Source organism: Desulfotomaculum sp. OF05-3 (assembly GCF_003435535.1).
GTDB lineage: Bacteria > Bacillota > Clostridia > Lachnospirales > Lachnospiraceae > Pilosibacter > Pilosibacter fragilis.
Map to the genome: position 1 here is coordinate 78392 of NZ_QWGO01000006.1, position 16438 is coordinate 94829.

Below are 16438 nucleotides of genomic sequence, written 5' to 3' on the forward strand. Positions count from 1 at the left end.
CGGCCGTTTTTTGAATGTCGGCCCCGGAATCGTGCCTTACTCGTCTTTGTATAAAAAACCCACAACGGCGTTTTTAATCTTCTGGATCTCTGCGGCCGGAAGATCTTCGAAAAACTCCGCCGGAAGTCCGGTCACTTTGGTAGCGACGATCTTCGCGTATGTGGTTGTGCTTTCAGGTACGAAGCTAGATACACCGGTCTTGTTGAAAGCCTTTTCGATGGCCGTCAATGTACGTCCGGTCAGATCTTCCAGCCCGTGAAGATCTAATTCTGTGAACGTGTAGTCCTCGAATTTGTAGGGCTTTCTGAATTTGACGATCAGCTCGTCTTCTTCTTCCTTCTTCGGAAGAAGGGTGTCGGCGATTTCCTCGTTTGCCGGAACGACTGCGATTTCATCGCCGCCGATCATGTCTTCTCTTTTCTGCTCTTTGTTCTCTGTCATTGCTTATTTCCTCTCTTTCCTAGATCTGGCTTCTTACTTTCTGCAAACGATCAACGCCGTTCAGCTTCCAGATCATATTGTATTTATCAAGTTCCAGGACGGTAGTTCCAGCGATAGCGATCTTGCAGTAAGTAACTTCACGAGTGACTTTCGGTTCGCCCTTGCCGCCCTTTTTTAAGGATCCCAGGTCAAACGCCTTGACTTTTCCCTTTGTCGTTACGACAAGGCTTTCAAAGTCGTTTGTCTGGGTTGCGGTATTTAATACCTGCATAGATCCGCGGTAAGTAATCTGTCCGGTCTGGGTGATGAAATCGAAATATTCGCGGCTGATATTGCCGAAAGTTGTTTCAGTTTCCAAGGAACCGAAAGCGCCTTCGATCGCTTCTTCGATTTCGCCGGCGATTCCGGCCCCGTCGATGGTTTCCGTCATAGATTCGAAGTTCGGAAGCGTTACTTCGTTGGAAACTCCGACGTACTTGTGGCCGGCTCCGTAACTGTTGAAATTGTTTAAGACTGTCGGAATCTTATAGCCCATTATTCTCCACCCCCTTCAAGCGCGTTCTGTGTAATGGTAGGATCAAATTCAAAGACGTTTTCAATGTCTTCCGCCGGTATATAGCCGCCGATTCTTGTACGGAACTTAATGTGTCCGCCCAGGATATTCGCGATCGGATTTTCTTCGTGATCGAATACAATTTCGCCGCCGGCGATGTCGTCGGATCCCTGAAGGCCGTTCAACTGCATATTAAAGCCGGAAACAACCTCGTCGATCAGACGGTAATTCGTCAAGTCGTCCACATCCCGGAAGAATGTAAGTTTGAAATTGTTTTCAATGTAGTCGAAAATTGTTACAATGTTGATCCAACGGTCAATCGGATCCGTGGAAGACGGATAAACCGCGGTATTATTGCCCCAGTTCTTCCAGCCGTTCATATTGATAGCGGTAACGACTCCACAAGCGTTACAATAATCGTTTGCTTCGTCCATATCTGGAAGAACTTCGGAACCGTCCGCAAGACACAAGCCAGTGATCTTCGCGTCCTTGTTGGACGGGGAACGGGACGGAATACCGTTATTATTTGCGGCTAAATACTGTAAATTTGCCGCCATCATGGCTGAATAGTACAGTTTATAGTCGCCAACCTTTGCCATCGGCCACATAGCAATTTCGCCGCGGCTGGAAATAGCGTTGTTGTCCTTGAATTCCTTCACCTTGTCAATGGAATCCGCCTTTCCCTCTGCGGAATCGACATCCATCACCACTTTTCCGGTGAAAAGGCTAGAAATAGAAGTCGCTTTCGCGTCCAAGGCCAATGCAACGGCTGGAACGTGCGACCAGCCAGGGGCCAGAAGTAAAGAAGGTACATATCCGTATTTCGGATAAACCATGTTTACCAGTTCCAGGCCGGTTTTCTTCTTTGTGGCCATGTCAATGGAACCGATCACGTCTTCATAAGTCACCGCGGAAGGATCTAACTGAACAAAGGACGCTTTCAGGCTCTTTTCTGATTTTGCCGCGCCGGTCTTCACGATGGAAACTGTCACGGTTCCGTCAGAAGTGAAAGAAGCGACATAATCTTCATCGGCCTTGTAGGTCGTTGTTCCGCCTTCGTTTGCGATATTTAACTGATCCAGAAGGATTCCTTCTTCATCAATTACAATCTTTCCACCTTCAACCGTGTAGGTTTTTGAAACGGACGCCTTAACGTGTTTCTTCGGATCCAGGACGTTAATCAGGATCAGCGGCGCAACTGCAAAAATGTTGAATGACGCGTAAATACTCTGACAAAGTGTGTAGTTCTCGAAGTCGGTACAATAGCCAAGGGCGGTTACTGCGTCTTCTTTTTTCAAGCACGCGAACGGTTTGTTCACTGTGTCGTAAGGATCGGCGGCCAGGTTGACCGGCGCGGTTCCGACTACACACTGAATACAGCCGTCAGAAGTGACCGGAATTGAAATCGCGGTCGCCTGACGGCTGGTTCTAATACCATGTTTGTAATTAGACATTGCTTTTACTCTCCTTTCAGGATATTTTCAATCTCACTTCTGGAAATGGCGGCGATCTTGTCATACGCTACTGCTTCGGCCGTTCCTTCCGTGTCGATTGCTTTCTTTGTTTCCACTGTTTCAGCCAGCGGAACGATCAGGTTTTTAATAATAGGCTTTTTCTCTGCCAGTTTGGACAGGTTCGCCGGAAGTCCGTTTTCAAAAACAGATCCGTTTCTTGCTACTCCGCGCAAAGTAGGCCCCATGTACATAACTTTTTTATTAGTCATATTCTGTCTCCTTTATCATCGGTTTGTTTACCGCCCATAAAGTCGTCATACCGCCGAAAAACTTCGGCCAGGTGTCGTCTTCCTGGAACTTCTTTGAAACCGGTAATTGAATTCTGAAACGGTCTGCAATCAGCCGTTTCTTCAAAAATCGTTCTGAAATCAGGTTCAGAACATTTGCAACGTCAAAATGGCCTTGCCGGTTCTCGTTTTTGTCGTTCAGACCGACCAGGAAGTAAATCGAACAAATATTGTCGCCTTCTTCTTCCTGGATCACTTCTTCATCAAGGCACACCAGCACATAAGGAAATTGATCTTCGTCATTTTTCCCTTTCTTCGCCGGTAAATTCTGCGGATATACATTGAATTTCACGGGTTCCCCGTTGTTTAATGTGGTGTAGCCTTTTAGAACGTCCTTCACTTCATCGACAAGGGCTTTTTGTAAAAAAATGTCTGTCTGCATTTCTTACCCCTTCCGTAACAGGTTCGCGATTTCTGCGTCAATTCGCTTTTGAAGCGTTTCGTTCGCGTCGTCGTTAATAGCCTTCATAATTTTTTCATTTTTTATCATCTGCGGAACAGACGGGCCGTATAACTGCTTGATCGGAAGGCTTCGGCCGCTGGTACGTGTAAAAACGCCCTTGTGACCGGATTTCATAATCGCGATAAACGACTTCGGATCGCCGTCTAATGGCTTTACGCCGCCGGCTTTCTCGACTCCGGCCTTGTAGACCTTTGGTGATCTGTTTTTTCCGCGATAACGGACGGGCGTTCCGGGACTTACCTTGAATTTCGAAAGTGCGATCCCGGTTCCGTTCGAAATAACCGCGGCTTTCAGGCTGGATTTTGTCGCTTTTGTGACTGTGATTGTTTTCTTTACGTCGCCACTGGAAACGAAATACTTCCCCGAAGTTTCCTTCGCCATGTTCTTTTTGGCGTTGGTAGTCGCGCGATTGATCGCCCTGGCAACGACCAGCGGTGCCTTCGATTTCAGATTTCCCAGACGCTTTTCGACGTCTTCAATTCCTGTGACTTCGATTTTCTGGACGATCAATCCTGGTTCCCCGTTAAAATAATGGTATAGCCGCCGAAATCCTCTTTTACATCAGAAATCGGGTACATTTCGCCGTCAAATTCCATGTGCTGGCCGGCGACCAGCTCATAATCCAGGTCTTTTTTCTGCACGAAAAACAGAATGTCGTCCGTGAAGATTCCGCGTGTCTCAACGGTTTTTCCCATGCTCAACTCGATAATGCGATCATTATCCAGGACAATAGGAACTTCTTTCCCGTCGATCATGTGGGTTTCTGCGAATTCATCCATGTTGAAGAAAACACTGTCAAGGTCTTTTTCAAGCTGTTCTTTAAACGACTTCATGGCTTCGGCCCTTACTCCGCGTCGGCGTCGGCTTCTTTTTCTTCCTGGAAATTGATTACTTCATCGGCCAGATCGCCCACTTTTCTTTCCTCGTAATCGTTTCCCAGGTCAAGGCCGATTGAAAGCGCGTAAGTGTAAAGTTCCTTCTTTGTGCGAATCTTCCTTACTTCATCGGCGCTTTTATAGCCGCCAGGGGCCAGTTCGTCGAACATATCGCCGTCGGCCCTGTCCTCGTCGTCTTCCTCGATTTCATCGGCGGCGGCCACGCGCTCGTCGATCTCCACTAACTCGATGAATTTTCTTTTTTTCAGAAAATCCATGTCGATTTTTGACATATTGGTCGGAAGAATGGATCCAGGCGCATAAACCTTGCCATTTGTCTGGACTTCAACTTTTGTTCTGTATGCCATCTGTTGACACTCCCTTCATTAAGATCTGTTTACATAGATAACCGCCCAGGACTCCACATCGAACGGACGCGGAAGCGGTCTGGAAGTCAGGCGAAGCATTTTGACCTCGTTTTTCTCGTCGGCGTACTGCTTCGGAACAAGGCGCCCTTCGTAAGTCTGGAACTTTTTGTCTTCCATCTGGGTAACTGCTCCATACTCGATCTGACCTTCGCCGTCGGAATGGCCCATCAGGACGGTTCCGTCCGGGATCATTGCTTCATCCTCGCCCTCGTCATTCAAAAACCACTCGTCGTAGGTATAAATATCAAGGTCAAGTTCTGCGATACGGCCGTAAAAAGTAAGGGCCGGATCCACGACACGCGGTTCGATCACGATGTTCTTCATATTCAGCATATTCATAGCTTTTTCGACGAACGGGTTCGTTGTGAACTTCTCGATCACGTCAGAAGAAAAGATCGCAATGTCCGGGGCCTTGCCGGTTGCCTTAATGATTTTCTTTCGGATCTGGCGAAGGGTAGGAAGCGGATTGACGGTCGCAAGCGCCCAGTCCTGATCGGATCCCAGAACGGTAATGTTTGAAAATCCGAAATCGACCTGAACGTCAACGCCTTCTTCCTCGTCCACCACGTCGATTTTTCCTTCATAGAGGATCTGGCGACACATCCACTCTTTTCTTCTTGCGATTGCTTCTTCAAGGTCTGTCATGTCCTTAGAAAGAAGTTCGTCCTCGCGTTCTTCCGGTGTCCTCTGGCTGTAAACATTTTCACCGATTGCGCGGTTGGAAACATCATCGACAGTCAACGGTCTTTCCGGTGCGATCTTCGGTGTGGTGAAACTGTTAGTGTGGAAGCCCTGGCGTGTGATTACTTTTCCGCCGACTCTAGGGCTTACCAGCGGCGCCATGACGCGTTTTCCTTTTCTCACGTCAAATTCTACCTTTTCGGTGACGTGGGTTTCCTCGCCAGGGAAAAAGGTTTTCTGTAAAAATGTGCGGACGGGCGGCGTCTGGTCGATCGCGTCCATCATTTCACGGGTTGTATAATCAGGCATTGTCTTCTTACCCCCTTATTCGTATTTCTGGACGTTTGCAAGGTGGATCCCGATTCCTTTCAACTCGTCCTCGTAAGTGTCGATAGTTGCGTCAGCCTTAACCGCAACGGCGCCGCGGTTGAAATGGCCGGTAATATAGCATACTGCCGGAATATTGTCGCCTTCGGCGGCGGATCCGGTGTCCGTGTCGTCGGTAAGAATACCGAACGCCTTCATTGTCACGGAAGAAACCGTTGTTCCGGCGATATAGCCGTTCTTGTCAGTTCCCTTCACGATTACGGTTCCACGTTTCAATACTCCCTGGCCGCGTTTCAGGCCGATTCCCCCTGTCAGGATCGGGAAATCAGGGGAAACGATCAGCGCGTCCGGTGTGAATGTGCCTTCGTTTTTGTTGAATAACTGCATATTATTTCCCCCTTCTCTTGTCGCCCTTTAAGGCGTTGACTAAACCGCCGACTTTGGCTTCTCTCTGTTCGGCCTTCTGCTGGCTTCCGCCGTCATTTCCAACATTCGGAACGGTTCCAACGCTTCCAGCGCCGGAGTTTGCCAGATCGTCGGTAAGGTTGTTTAATGTTTTCTGTCCGGCCTGGTTGTTTGCACGTAACTGTGCAAGGGCCAGATCTGCGGCGGAAAGTGGTTCTTCGTACTTCGCTTTCATCAAAACGTCGTTCGGAATACCGTTCGCGATAGAATCAATGTCTTTGAGTCTGTCACGTTCTGCCTTGATTGCTTCTTCCACGATCTGATTTACAAAATCGGGATAAGCTGTTCTTAACTGTGCGGCGTCCTGGATAGCCGGCGCCGCCGTTGCTGGTGTCATTCCCATTTCACTATTTCCTTTCTGTGTTGTTGGTGTATTTGAAAAAGTTCCGGTTTCTTTCTGCGGCGTTTTAGAAAGATTCTGAACCTTCTTCCGAACTTCATCGGGCGCGAATGTATTTACAAAATTCTTGAAATTATATCCGATCCCGTTCGCTGTCAGGACATTCTTGTCCGTGTAGGAATTCTGAAAACTGTCTTCGATCAGTTCATCGCAAAAACCATTGTCGATCGCTTCCTGGCCGACGTACCAGCTTTCATTGTTCATCAATTCTTTGATTTCATCGTCCGTCTTTCCCAGGCGGTCGCGATATACGGACATAATGCTTTCTTTTACCTTGTCCGTAACTTCTGCCAGCTTTGCCAACTGCGCGGATGTATAAGATCCGTAAAGTGTTACGCTGGGATTGTGGGCCATCAGGACGCCGTTCTTTGCGATCCGGCGTGTACTGGCGGCCTGAAGGATAATCGTCGCCGCGCTGGCGCAAAGACCGATCACGGTCGCCGTGATTGTCGCTTTACTCTGAATCAGGGCGGTATAAATGGCATTTGCCGCGAATACATCGCCGCCGCCCGACTGGATCAGGACGTTAATGTTCTTCTTGTCGCCCAGGGCCTTTAATTCATTGATGAAATTCCGGTATGTGACGCAATCGTCACTCCACCAATCTTCTTCGGACGAAATTGTCCCGAATAACTGTAATTCCGCACTGTCGCCGCCGGAATCAACGAAATTCCAGAATTTGTTGTTCGCCTGGGAAGCTGTGGCCGGAACGGCGTTCGTAAACCGGGCCGGTTTAGTCTTCTTCTCCATCTTCCTTTTTCTCCTTTTCTGTGATTGTTTCCGCGCTCTGAACTGATACAAGGCCGGCTTCCTTCATCATTTCGCCTTCCCTTGCAAGTTGCGCGATGTTTGCTTCGAAGTCGCCGCCGGTCAGTTCGACGGTTTCCTTCTGCCTGGTTGAAAGTCCGACGCTGATTCTCTTTTCTGCCGCCGTGACTTCCTTCACTGGATCAATCATTCCCTGGCTAGGCCCGTTCCACTGTGCGCCGCAATAGGCTTTTTTAATCATCGGATCCAGGAAAAAACCGGGCGCTTTCAGGCGTCCGGTTGCGATTGCTTCCGTCAGGAATATTTCATAAATCGGCTGGCATAAATCAGCCGCTAACCAGGTTCTTTTCATTCGAAACGCCTTCCAGGCTTCCAGAAGTGCCGCCCTGGAAGCGGAATAGCTGGAAGTAAAGGATTTCGTCAGAAGTTCAACCGGAATTTCAAGCGCGGCCCCGACATACTTCGCAAGGGCTGTCACGAAGGCGTCGAAATTCGTTGATGGTCGTTTCGCGTCCGCAATCTCGACCTTTTCGCCTGGATTTAAGACGTTCACCATGCCAGGGCCTAGTTCATAGCTTGTCGGATCACTGGAAACACTGTCTTCGTCATCCACAACGCCGCCGAACCCGATGTCTGACGTTCCGTTCTCTGACGTAATGAAGACGGTAAAAAATCCATTGATAACGGCCGCCATCATTTCGGCTTCACTGTACCGCGTCAACTGCTTCAACGCTTCGATAACCGGCGCCAGATACGGGACGCCGCGGTACTGTTCCGCGCGTTCCGTCTCGTAAATCATAAGCACGTTCGGGGATCCGGTCTTATCTCCGAAAGCTTTTACCCTTGTCCATTTCTTTTCCGCCCGAAGTGTGCTGTTCGGGTAGGTGCTACAAATGTGATAGGCGACGATTTTCCCGGAATCATCCACTTCCACGCCGTTGTAAATCCGGTTGTGGGTGTTCGGATCCGTGGCGTGCAAATACACGCTGTTTCCGGTCTGGTGCGGCGTGCTTATGCGATCCGCTTCGATCAGGTGAATTCGTAGGCCATACGGGTAAAATTTATAGGGCTTGTCGTACTCTAAAAGGACGCAAGCGTCGCCATTCATCAGCCAGGACATGCACGCGACCTGTTGGATCTCGTAAAAATTGTTTACCCTGGTAGAATCGCAAAACTTTGAGTCCGCCCACAAGGCGAATTCGCGTTCCGCGTCCTTCTGCCAGCGCTCTTTTTCCTGACGGCTCATTCCCAGATAGTCGCCGTCGATCGTGCTTTTCAACTGTAAGCCCTGGCCGACGATGTTTGTTCGGTTTGTCTTAATGGCCGACACCGCCAGGGGCGCGGACATATAAAGGCTTCGGGATCTCTGCCGCAAGGTTGGAAGGTTCTTGTCGATGTCTTCCTGTGGTGTCTTGCTGTTTGCCAGCCATCCACGCATAGAATTTTTATTTCTGGAAGCGCCCGACTCGTCATACCCGGAATTTTGAAAGGAACGGATCATTTGCAGTTTGAACCGGTCTTGTGTCCGGCGGAGTGCCGCGGATGGGTTGACAATCTCGACCGCTTTGTCGAAAATATTCAATTTTGCACCGCCTTTCTCAAATATCCCGTGGAATAAAACGACCGGCGAAATTCCTTCCGCCGGCTTCCAACTGTTCAACCTGTTTTTCTATGTCTTTGATCGTTGCCCGGATCGTGGATAAGTCCGCACGTTTCAGGCTTTTTGTTCCGATCACGTATTCCTGGTTTAATAAAACGGCTTCTTCTGCTTCATAGTACAGATTTAAGCGCTTTTTCAGTCTTTCCAGGCGTTCCTGTTTCACTCTACTTAACGCCATCTTATCAACCCCCTTATAACTGGACGCCGCGGCTTGCGACGCCTGTTTTTTTGGTAGCCTTCTTTTTCGGCTGTTTTTTCATGTAGTTTATACCGGCCTTGATTTTTCCTTCCAGAACGTCCCAGTTCGGACGAAGGATTTCCGCGGCCGCGGTGGAATAGTTGCGAAGATCCAGCGGTTCGTTTCTGGTTCCCGATTTCTTCACCCACTTAATGACCGGGCGGCCGTCCTTAATGTGAACGACGCGCTGTTCGCTGTTAATTCCCTTGATATAGGTTTCGTTATAGCCGCGATCAGCGTTAATCGGAAAATGGCAATAGCCCGGCCCTTCGTCAACCGTGTTTAATCTCGTCATAAGGATTTCTTTTCCACTGTCAACGCCCAGGATAAAGACCTTCACTTTGTACTGGTTGTTTGTCGATACCTTGTGGATCAGCGGTATTCCAGGGCCGCCCATTCCTTTAATTCCATAAATGCGCTTGCCCTTGCGTTCCATTTTTTTCAGCCATTTATAACACTGTGTTGTGAAATGGCCGCCGGTATCAATGCAAGTACACGCCAGAAGAAGGGACGTTCCGCTTGCGAAGTACAATTCCCGGTCAAGGTATTCTTCCAGGCGATCCCAGGTTTCGTCTTTTTCCAGGTCGCCGAAGATCTTTTCATACCGGATCCCCCATGACTCATAGCCGCGGCCCCATCCGGTGATCTCCACTTCGAAACGGTCGTCCTGGACATCGACGCCGGCTGTCAGAAGAAGAACGCCGTCCGGGATTTCTGCTTCGTAGCGTTCCCGGCGTGAAAGAAGGGAATCGTCGTCGGCGCTCTTGCCGCGTTCTTCCCAGGTTTCGCCCAGGCTGGTATTGATAAAGGTCTTCATTTTGTTTATGTCGCCGTTTTCCTTCAATTCTTTGTTTGCTTCCTGGAAGTCCCGAATAATTTCTTCCCAGTGTTTCCAGGGCGACGCTAATTCGTTTAAGTGAAACGACCTTTTCCGGCGACGATCCGGGAATTTTGCGATATATTTTCCGGTCTGCTGTTTCCAGTCCATTTCGGAAATGTGTTCACCACAAAATGAACATTCCATTGTTGCGTCGGAAAAATGGATCCGCCCCCATTCGTAAGGTTGGAACCGACCGCAACACGGGCAAGGAACGCACCATTCTTCCTGTGAACCGGAAAGAAATTCCTTTTCAATCTGGCTTTCGCCCTTGATTGTAGGTGTCGAAACCTTGATTTTCTTTCGATTCCAGAAGGTATTTGTTCGTTTTTCCGCTAATTTGATCGGATTTCCTTCACCGCCGGCGCTGGCCGGGTATCTGTCCGTCTCGTCCATCAGGACAATTCGGATCGGACGGGACGCCAGGGACGCCGGGGAATTCGCGCCGGCCATTGTGATATGACCGCCCGGAAATTTCTTGTGAAGAATTGTGTTCCCGGAATCCCTGGATTTTGAATCCTTCACTTTGTCCGTTAATGCCGGCGTGTCGCGGATCATCGGAGCCAGTCTGTCCTTCGAAAAGGCTTGCGCCATGTCAAGGGTAGGCTGAACAACCAGGATCGGCGCCGGATCGTAGTCAACATAATAACCGATCGTGTTCAAAATCAATTCTGTTTTTCCGACCTGGGCCGAAGACATGATAACCACTTCTTCACACGCCGGATCGTTTACCGCGTCCAGAATTTCGCGCTGATATGGGGCGCGGTCTGTGTTCCACTGTCCGGGTTCCGCGGCGGACTCTGCCGAAAGTTTTCTGTACCGGTCGGCCCACTGGCTAACTGTCAGGATCGGGGGCGGCGCCACAATCTGGGCGATCTCGCGGAACAATTTCACCGTTTTAAAGTCGATTTGAAGGTCAGATTTGTTCATCGTCTTCACCTTCCACGTATTCGTCACTATAAAAATCAGCCGGATTGTAGTCTTTTAATTCGTTCAGCGCTTCCGTGACTTCCGACGTCAGACGTTCCTTGATGTAACCGGCGTCGCGGTCTTCCAGGACTGGGGCGACTTTGGCCGGAATGTTCATCATTCTTGTTTTGAAGGACGATAACATATCGGTCATAACATGGCGAACGTCGTCCGCCTTGTGAAGCTCTCCCTTCATGGTCTGCAATTTCATTTCTGAAATATGGCGTTTGACTCTTTCGTGAAGGGCTTTTTCTTCTTCGAAGTTCAGTTCACCGTCTGGATTGTCGCTGTCGTTGCTATCAACGGCCAGTTTCAGCGAAAGAATATAGTTCTTCAAGGAATCGACCAGGTTATAACGGCCCTTCGCCGCCCGGACGATGATTCCTTCTTCTGCCATCTGGCGGATCCTTCGGTCGGTGACTCCGAAAATATTCCCCAGGACGGCCGCTGATACGGTCAGGCTGTCTATATCCGTGACTTTCGCTGATTCTGTTTCCTGTTTTGCCATACCTGGCCCCCTTTCTGCCGTCCGAAACGGAAACGGCAACTTTCGTTATTTTCTTTCTGTATCTGGGAAGATTTTGGGCCTCGTAGACCCGCAACAAAATTTTGGCCGGCGGAAGAACCTAAAAATTTTTCGGGATTTTTTCTCGAAAAATTGTCATGGCCGGTCGCTCCGTCGGTCGCTCCCCTCTCTTGTCATATCTTACTATTGTGTCAAATGGTCGGCGGACGTCCGCTTTCATTATAGTGCGAACAAAAGGCTACACCGTCACTTGTCACGCGCCCGTTGTGTCAAGTACAGGGCAAAAAGAAAAAGAGCTTCCCATTCTTCGCGCGTCTTCAAGGCGTGTCTGGGTGTTCTTTTATTTGCGGCCATGCTTGAAGGTCAGGCCCTTAATCAGTTTGTCTTTGTTGTCCTGGTTGATCCCGATGTACCGAAGTGTGACGCTTATGTCTGCATGATTGAAGATCTCTTTCAGTGTCACGGCGTCGTGTGTCTGCTGGTACATATGATAGCCGAACGTCTTCCGTAAGGTGTGCGTTCCTATGCTGTCCAGGCCAAACTTCCGGCCGGCCGCCGATAATATGTTATAGGCTTGCTGGCGTGTGATTGCTTTGTTCTGATAGTTCGGAGAACGGAACAGATATTCAAAGTCACGCTTCCCGGAAATATATTCGTCGATAACTGGCCGTAACTCTGAGTTTATCGGGAAACGCTTTTCCTTCCCGGTTTTCTTCTCTCGAATATAAACCGCGTCTTTCCCCTTTACATCGCGCACGCGAAATTTTAGGATGTCAGAAATTCGAAGGCCCGTATAAATTCCGAACATAAAAAGGACGTAATCTCTTTCGTTGTTCGATTTCAGATAGTCGGCCAGATCCATAACAAGATCCATGTCTCGGATCGGTTCGACCGTGTTCATCGTTTACGCCCCCTTTCTTTTTCAGGCATGAAAAAAGCGCCGCATTTCTGCGACGCCTTTTCGAAGGTCTTATTGATCCACTTATCAACATACACATTATAGCACACGGGAACACGACATTTCCACGACATCTTTTACGACATTTTTACGACATAAAACACGACATGAAATACGACATTGTATTTTTACACTTCCCCGTGTATTTACTGGGTTTTTCGAACTTTCGGTCTTTCAAAAACCGGTTCAAATTTTTGAAAAATTTTCGTTTCAAAAAATTTTCATTTTCAGATCAAGCCACGGTCTTTCATGTCCCCTTCGATCCGCTGTTCCTGGCGGACGGACAGACCGATTTTTTCGGCGGTTCTTTGCTGTGTTTCTTTCAAAATCACGCGGTTGTAATAGATTTTTTCTTCGTATCCGGTCAGACTCGAATAAATCTTTTGCACGCGCTTTTTGCTCCGGCGAAGTTCCTTCCGTTCCTCTGTCAGTGTTCGGATGTTCGCTTCGTCGCGCTGGATCAGTTCCAGCCCTTCCAGAAAAGAAATGTGAGTGCTAGGCGAAGACTCTTTCGAATAGTCAATTCCACCAACGCCAGAAGGGCCATTCCACCCACACATTTTTTTGATCTTGTCAATCGACCTTCTGTGATTTTTGATTCGCTCATTACACAACATAATTTGAAGGTCAATGTCTCTAAAAAGGTTCCTTTCGTTGTTATTAGACGGTTTCGCCATTAGACTTCCCCTTGCAATCACGGCCGCTTCGTGCTATGATTATTAAAGGTTTTGTGGGCGGAGAAGTCGGAAACGGCGTTCCGTCCTTTTATTTTACAACAAACTTTTTGTCAAATCAACCGTTTTCATAATCTTTCACCACTTCCAGCCACAAGCCCCGTTTTCCGTCCTTGTAGTAAAGAAAATCAGTGTAGATCCCGGCTTTCAGAAGTTCTTCGGACGTCCTGATCGCGTCGTCCGCGTCCCGACATTTTATCGTGTCGCCGACTTTAAGTTCCGGCTGATTCTTCGTCCTGGACATTCTTTTCTTCCCCTTTCCATTCCTTGATCCCAAAACTGCTATTATAACCGGCGTCTTTCAGGATTTTTCGGACTTTTTCAAATTCTTTCTTTGTGAAATTCTCAACCCTGGCAATCACGACCGAATTTTCGACTTTCGCTTTATATCCGGCCGCGGTCAGTAATTGAACCGCTTCTTCTTTGCTCATTTTCTCACCTTTCTTGTACACATGAAATATAATTCCCGTCGGCGTCCTGGTAGATCTCCACCGGGAAGGCCAGGGCTTCGATAACTCCGATCAGCTTCGCGTCTTTTGGAATATCCTTCGTTTCCACCGGATAAGAATTCAAATAAGCCGTTTCAAGTTCTGGATCGTTATCATTTAGCGGTGTCGGCTTGAAATCTTCGGTTTCATTCGTGTTTTCCTGGTTCTTTTTCCTTCTTGCCATCTTGTAAGCCCCCCCCTTCTTTACATTCACATAGCCAAACGAACCGCCAGACAGGAAAAAGGCCCTTCCGGCCGTTTCGTCCATGTCCCCGTTGTCAATATGGCTTTGATAACAGGCGGCCGCCCGTTCCCTGGCTCCGCGGTCGCCGTATGCGTTGACGTGCCAGCCGGCGCCGCAAATATTACAGTAAATCACTTCGTCGATTTTTACCGGGTGTCTTTCCCGGTAATGCTTTTCGATTGCGATCCGGTCTGTCGAATTCTTTCCACAAACCGGACAGCAATAATATTTTACACTCCGGGATCTCTGGCGGCTCATTCCAGGTCAACCCCCAGTTCAACAATCCTTTTATTGTTCTTAATGTCCATCGTTTCGATCTGCTTCTTCCAAACCGCGCCGTAAATCTGAAAATCCTTTTTCAAGGTCAGAAAATAACGCTTGTGCGGATCGCGTAAATGAAGTTTTATAAGGCTGTCCATCAGGTGATCGGTGACGCCTTTGTCTATGACTGTTATATCAATTCTGGCCGCGGCCCGATTGAATTCCCGGCAAATTATGACATATTCCGGGCGTTTATTTTTCTTTCCCATGCTCTAGTTTCCTTTCTGGCCGTAAACGACGACCATTGACGGAAAAGGGGCGCTGTTTTTACTATCGCCGAATTTCAGGCGACCACGTATGAAGCGAATTTCCGCTTTGTGGTATATGTAATCGTGGAACCATTTTGTATCGGTTCGCGCTGGTAATAACATAACGACAAGGTTTCCGTGATCCTCATTCGTGCGAAAGGCTTTTTCCACCCATTTTCCTATTTCCCGGCCATACGGGGGATTGCAAAATACCCTATGCCCCCCCATTCTTTCAAAAGGCCATTGTCGGCGATGGTATAATATTTTTCGCACTTATGGTTAAATTCATCAGCACACGGATCCAGGTCGAAATGAAATTCCTTGTCAAGTTCAGCAAAGAACGCCTTCGGTGTAGCCCATGCGTCCGTTTTGCTGGAAAACATAACATTTGTGTTCATTCATTCTTTCCTTTCGTGTTCATGCTATCGGGAAGCCATTCGGGGAAGTCGTAAATTGACATCTGGCCGTCACATTCGTAATCATCCAGGATCCCCGAAAGCTTCGTTTCTGTGTCTTTTTCTCCTGGCTTCCGGCCGTTACTCGACATTCGACCGGTCGAAGGTTGTAAACGACGTCTGGCCGTTCTCGCGGACTGCTTCGGTTCCGACGACGATTTCCAGTTCAACCGGTTCATTCTTTACCAGGTCAAAAACAACAAGTGCCTGTCCCTGTTCCACCGCGTAGGTGATCCCGGTCGCCTGGCTGGCTTCGGTCATAAGGGACATAAATTTATTTATTCTTTCCTGTTGATTTTCCATTTCTTTTCCTTTCTGGTCTTCAAGATCCATTCTTCTTGTTCCCGATCTTCGTCCTTCTTTTCATCGTCGCTTTTGCACGACGCGGCCGCGGCCAGTGCGAAGATAAACGCCAGGAATACCACGGCGGCGGCCATTATAACCAGGGCTTTCATTTCGCGTCCCCTTCCTGGATAAGCTGTTCGCCGTCGTAAGTGTAAACATCCGCGGCCGGGATCGTGTAAAAATTCGGGTAAAAATTATATTTCTGGATCCACTCCTGGAAGACAGCTTCAAGGCCGCTTTCCAGTTCTTCGATCTGTTCCCTTGTGGCGTCGTCCAGGTAATCGTCGGCCCACTCGCCGCCCTCGTCCTGGGCCTGGCACTGAACCGCTTCGATCACGTCGTAACCAGAATTTGAAAGCGACGGACGATAAAATTCACACTGGCCGACGAAGATCTTATTCGGAATTCCTCTTTTCGGTGGACATTTCTTGAATTCCTCAAATTCCGCGATCGCGTCCTTCAAGGCTTCTTTCGTGTTGTTATAGGTGGCTCCGTAAGTCTCGCCATCGAAGCTATACGCGACCAGGTTCGCCGTGTATTCCTGAATATAACACCAGCTTTGCGGCGGTCTGGTAATTCCGGCCGTGTCAATCTTGAACGCCTGGTCGAATTCAACCGGTGTTCCTTCCTGGACGTGCCAGCCATAAAGACAAGTATCGGTTTTTCCGTTGGCCCCGTTTGCGTATTCGAATAATTCGCCAGGTTCCAGGCCGGAACATTCCGAAAGTTCCTTGTAATCGTTGGTTTTCTTGATATAGTCACAAGTAAACGCGCCCATGATTCCGCGGCCGGTCACATAGCAGACCACCCGGAAGGGATATTCAATCCCCTTCGGTCTGTTCTTGCGAATTTCCAGTTCTTTTTCGTTGGAAAGAATTTTCTTCCACCACTTTTCCTTAATGCTTATCAGGACTGTTTTCACTCTCAAACGCTCCTTTCTGGATAAATCCCTTAATTTCTTCGATACACTCCGGGCAAAAATCTTTTACCGTGTATCTGTTCAAAAAGTCGAAAAGGCCACAAAACAGGCCAGCTTTCTTTGGCTCCTGGCTTTCCTTCTTTCTCTCTGCTCTGGCCGAAACGATTTTGACTGTCTTTGAATTCACTTCGTCGAATGTCTTTCCGCACCGGTCGCAAACACAAGTTGTTTTTACCATCATCCTTTTTCCTTCC

At 48.5% G+C, this 16438-nt stretch carries 27 protein-coding genes; all 27 read right to left on the reverse strand.

The features are described from left to right. Positions 1–36: 36 nt before the first annotated feature. Complete coding sequence (locus DXA87_RS05090; protein ID WP_117503461.1) at positions 37–441, reverse strand: phage tail assembly protein; 405 nt, start codon at positions 439–441, stop codon at positions 37–39. 19 nt (positions 442–460) lie between these two features. Further along, entirely contained in the window at positions 461–976 is a 516-nt protein-coding gene (locus DXA87_RS05095; protein WP_117469526.1) for a phage major tail tube protein, read from the reverse strand. Beyond that, complete coding sequence (locus tag DXA87_RS05100) at positions 976–2448, reverse strand: phage tail sheath family protein (RefSeq protein ID WP_117503462.1); 1473 nt, start codon at positions 2446–2448, stop codon at positions 976–978. The genes DXA87_RS05095 and DXA87_RS05100 overlap by 1 nt, the downstream gene beginning before the upstream one ends. Before the next feature lie 5 nt (positions 2449–2453). Further along, complete coding sequence (locus DXA87_RS05105; RefSeq protein ID WP_022118240.1) at positions 2454–2717, reverse strand: hypothetical protein; 264 nt, start codon at positions 2715–2717, stop codon at positions 2454–2456. After that, on the reverse strand, positions 2710–3177 hold the full coding sequence (locus DXA87_RS05110; protein ID WP_117503463.1) for a hypothetical protein: 468 nt from the start codon (positions 3175–3177) through the stop codon (positions 2710–2712). Before DXA87_RS05110 ends, DXA87_RS05105 begins: the two co-directional genes overlap by 8 nt. A gap of 3 nt (positions 3178–3180) precedes the next feature. Then, positions 3181–3768: a phage tail protein gene (locus DXA87_RS05115; RefSeq protein ID WP_022118238.1), complete on the reverse strand. Its 588-nt coding sequence runs from the start codon at positions 3766–3768 to the stop codon at positions 3181–3183. Further along, positions 3765–4091, reverse strand: coding sequence for a hypothetical protein (locus DXA87_RS05120; RefSeq protein WP_117503464.1), 327 nt, complete (start codon positions 4089–4091; stop codon positions 3765–3767). The genes DXA87_RS05115 and DXA87_RS05120 overlap by 4 nt, the downstream gene beginning before the upstream one ends. 11 nt (positions 4092–4102) lie before the next feature. After that, entirely contained in the window at positions 4103–4501 is a 399-nt protein-coding gene (locus tag DXA87_RS05125) for a hypothetical protein (RefSeq protein WP_117469520.1), read from the reverse strand. A gap of 18 nt (positions 4502–4519) precedes the next feature. Beyond that, positions 4520–5551, reverse strand: coding sequence for a major capsid protein (locus DXA87_RS05130; protein WP_117469519.1), 1032 nt, complete (start codon positions 5549–5551; stop codon positions 4520–4522). A gap of 15 nt (positions 5552–5566) precedes the next feature. Continuing rightward, the gene (locus tag DXA87_RS05135) at positions 5567–5956 is read right to left on the reverse strand and encodes a head decoration protein (RefSeq protein WP_117469518.1); all 390 of its coding nucleotides are present in this window, start codon (positions 5954–5956) and stop codon (positions 5567–5569) included. A gap of 1 nt (position 5957) precedes the next feature. Further along, positions 5958–7184, reverse strand: a complete 1227-nt coding sequence (locus DXA87_RS05140; RefSeq protein ID WP_117503465.1) for a head maturation protease, ClpP-related — start codon at positions 7182–7184, stop codon at positions 5958–5960. After that, positions 7168–8784, reverse strand: a complete 1617-nt coding sequence (locus tag DXA87_RS05145) for a phage portal protein (protein WP_117503466.1) — start codon at positions 8782–8784, stop codon at positions 7168–7170. Before DXA87_RS05145 ends, DXA87_RS05140 begins: the two co-directional genes overlap by 17 nt. A gap of 16 nt (positions 8785–8800) precedes the next feature. Next, a complete protein-coding gene (locus DXA87_RS05150) occupies positions 8801–9040 on the reverse strand; it encodes a DUF6148 family protein (RefSeq protein ID WP_114002364.1) in 240 nt (79 codons plus the stop codon). A 13-nt stretch (positions 9041–9053) separates the two neighbouring features. Next, a complete protein-coding gene (locus DXA87_RS05155; protein ID WP_117469515.1) occupies positions 9054–10907 on the reverse strand; it encodes a phage terminase large subunit family protein in 1854 nt (617 codons plus the stop codon). Then, a complete protein-coding gene (locus tag DXA87_RS05160) occupies positions 10894–11454 on the reverse strand; it encodes a hypothetical protein (RefSeq protein WP_117469514.1) in 561 nt (186 codons plus the stop codon). The genes DXA87_RS05155 and DXA87_RS05160 overlap by 14 nt, the downstream gene beginning before the upstream one ends. A 358-nt stretch (positions 11455–11812) precedes the next feature. Next, positions 11813–12373: a site-specific integrase gene (locus tag DXA87_RS05165; protein WP_114002367.1), complete on the reverse strand. Its 561-nt coding sequence runs from the start codon at positions 12371–12373 to the stop codon at positions 11813–11815. Positions 12374–12657: 284 nt separating this feature from the next. Beyond that, positions 12658–13107, reverse strand: a complete 450-nt coding sequence (locus tag DXA87_RS05170; protein ID WP_117503467.1) for a hypothetical protein — start codon at positions 13105–13107, stop codon at positions 12658–12660. Between the two features lie 115 nt (positions 13108–13222). After that, complete coding sequence (locus DXA87_RS05175) at positions 13223–13408, reverse strand: hypothetical protein (RefSeq protein WP_114002369.1); 186 nt, start codon at positions 13406–13408, stop codon at positions 13223–13225. Continuing rightward, complete coding sequence (locus DXA87_RS05180; RefSeq protein ID WP_147326518.1) at positions 13377–13595, reverse strand: hypothetical protein; 219 nt, start codon at positions 13593–13595, stop codon at positions 13377–13379. The genes DXA87_RS05175 and DXA87_RS05180 overlap by 32 nt, the downstream gene beginning before the upstream one ends. 4 nt (positions 13596–13599) lie before the next feature. After that, positions 13600–14154 (reverse strand): hypothetical protein, encoded by a 555-nt coding sequence (locus DXA87_RS05185; protein ID WP_117503469.1) that lies wholly within the window; start codon positions 14152–14154, stop codon positions 13600–13602. Further along, positions 14151–14426 (reverse strand): hypothetical protein, encoded by a 276-nt coding sequence (locus tag DXA87_RS05190; protein ID WP_022118892.1) that lies wholly within the window; start codon positions 14424–14426, stop codon positions 14151–14153. Before DXA87_RS05190 ends, DXA87_RS05185 begins: the two co-directional genes overlap by 4 nt. Before the next feature lie 3 nt (positions 14427–14429). Further along, positions 14430–14693 (reverse strand): DNA N-6-adenine-methyltransferase, encoded by a 264-nt coding sequence (locus DXA87_RS18350; RefSeq protein WP_117503470.1) that lies wholly within the window; start codon positions 14691–14693, stop codon positions 14430–14432. After that, complete coding sequence (locus DXA87_RS18355; RefSeq protein WP_117503471.1) at positions 14645–14863, reverse strand: DNA N-6-adenine-methyltransferase; 219 nt, start codon at positions 14861–14863, stop codon at positions 14645–14647. Before DXA87_RS18355 ends, DXA87_RS18350 begins: the two co-directional genes overlap by 49 nt. Before the next feature lie 138 nt (positions 14864–15001). Continuing rightward, positions 15002–15190: a hypothetical protein gene (locus tag DXA87_RS05205; protein WP_117469507.1), complete on the reverse strand. Its 189-nt coding sequence runs from the start codon at positions 15188–15190 to the stop codon at positions 15002–15004. A gap of 8 nt (positions 15191–15198) precedes the next feature. Continuing rightward, complete coding sequence (locus DXA87_RS17910) at positions 15199–15375, reverse strand: hypothetical protein (RefSeq protein WP_158553023.1); 177 nt, start codon at positions 15373–15375, stop codon at positions 15199–15201. Continuing rightward, positions 15372–16187, reverse strand: coding sequence for a hypothetical protein (locus DXA87_RS05210; protein ID WP_117503472.1), 816 nt, complete (start codon positions 16185–16187; stop codon positions 15372–15374). Before DXA87_RS05210 ends, DXA87_RS17910 begins: the two co-directional genes overlap by 4 nt. Continuing rightward, positions 16162–16425, reverse strand: coding sequence for a hypothetical protein (locus DXA87_RS05215; protein WP_114002375.1), 264 nt, complete (start codon positions 16423–16425; stop codon positions 16162–16164). Before DXA87_RS05215 ends, DXA87_RS05210 begins: the two co-directional genes overlap by 26 nt. Between the last annotated feature and the right edge of the window lie 13 nt (positions 16426–16438).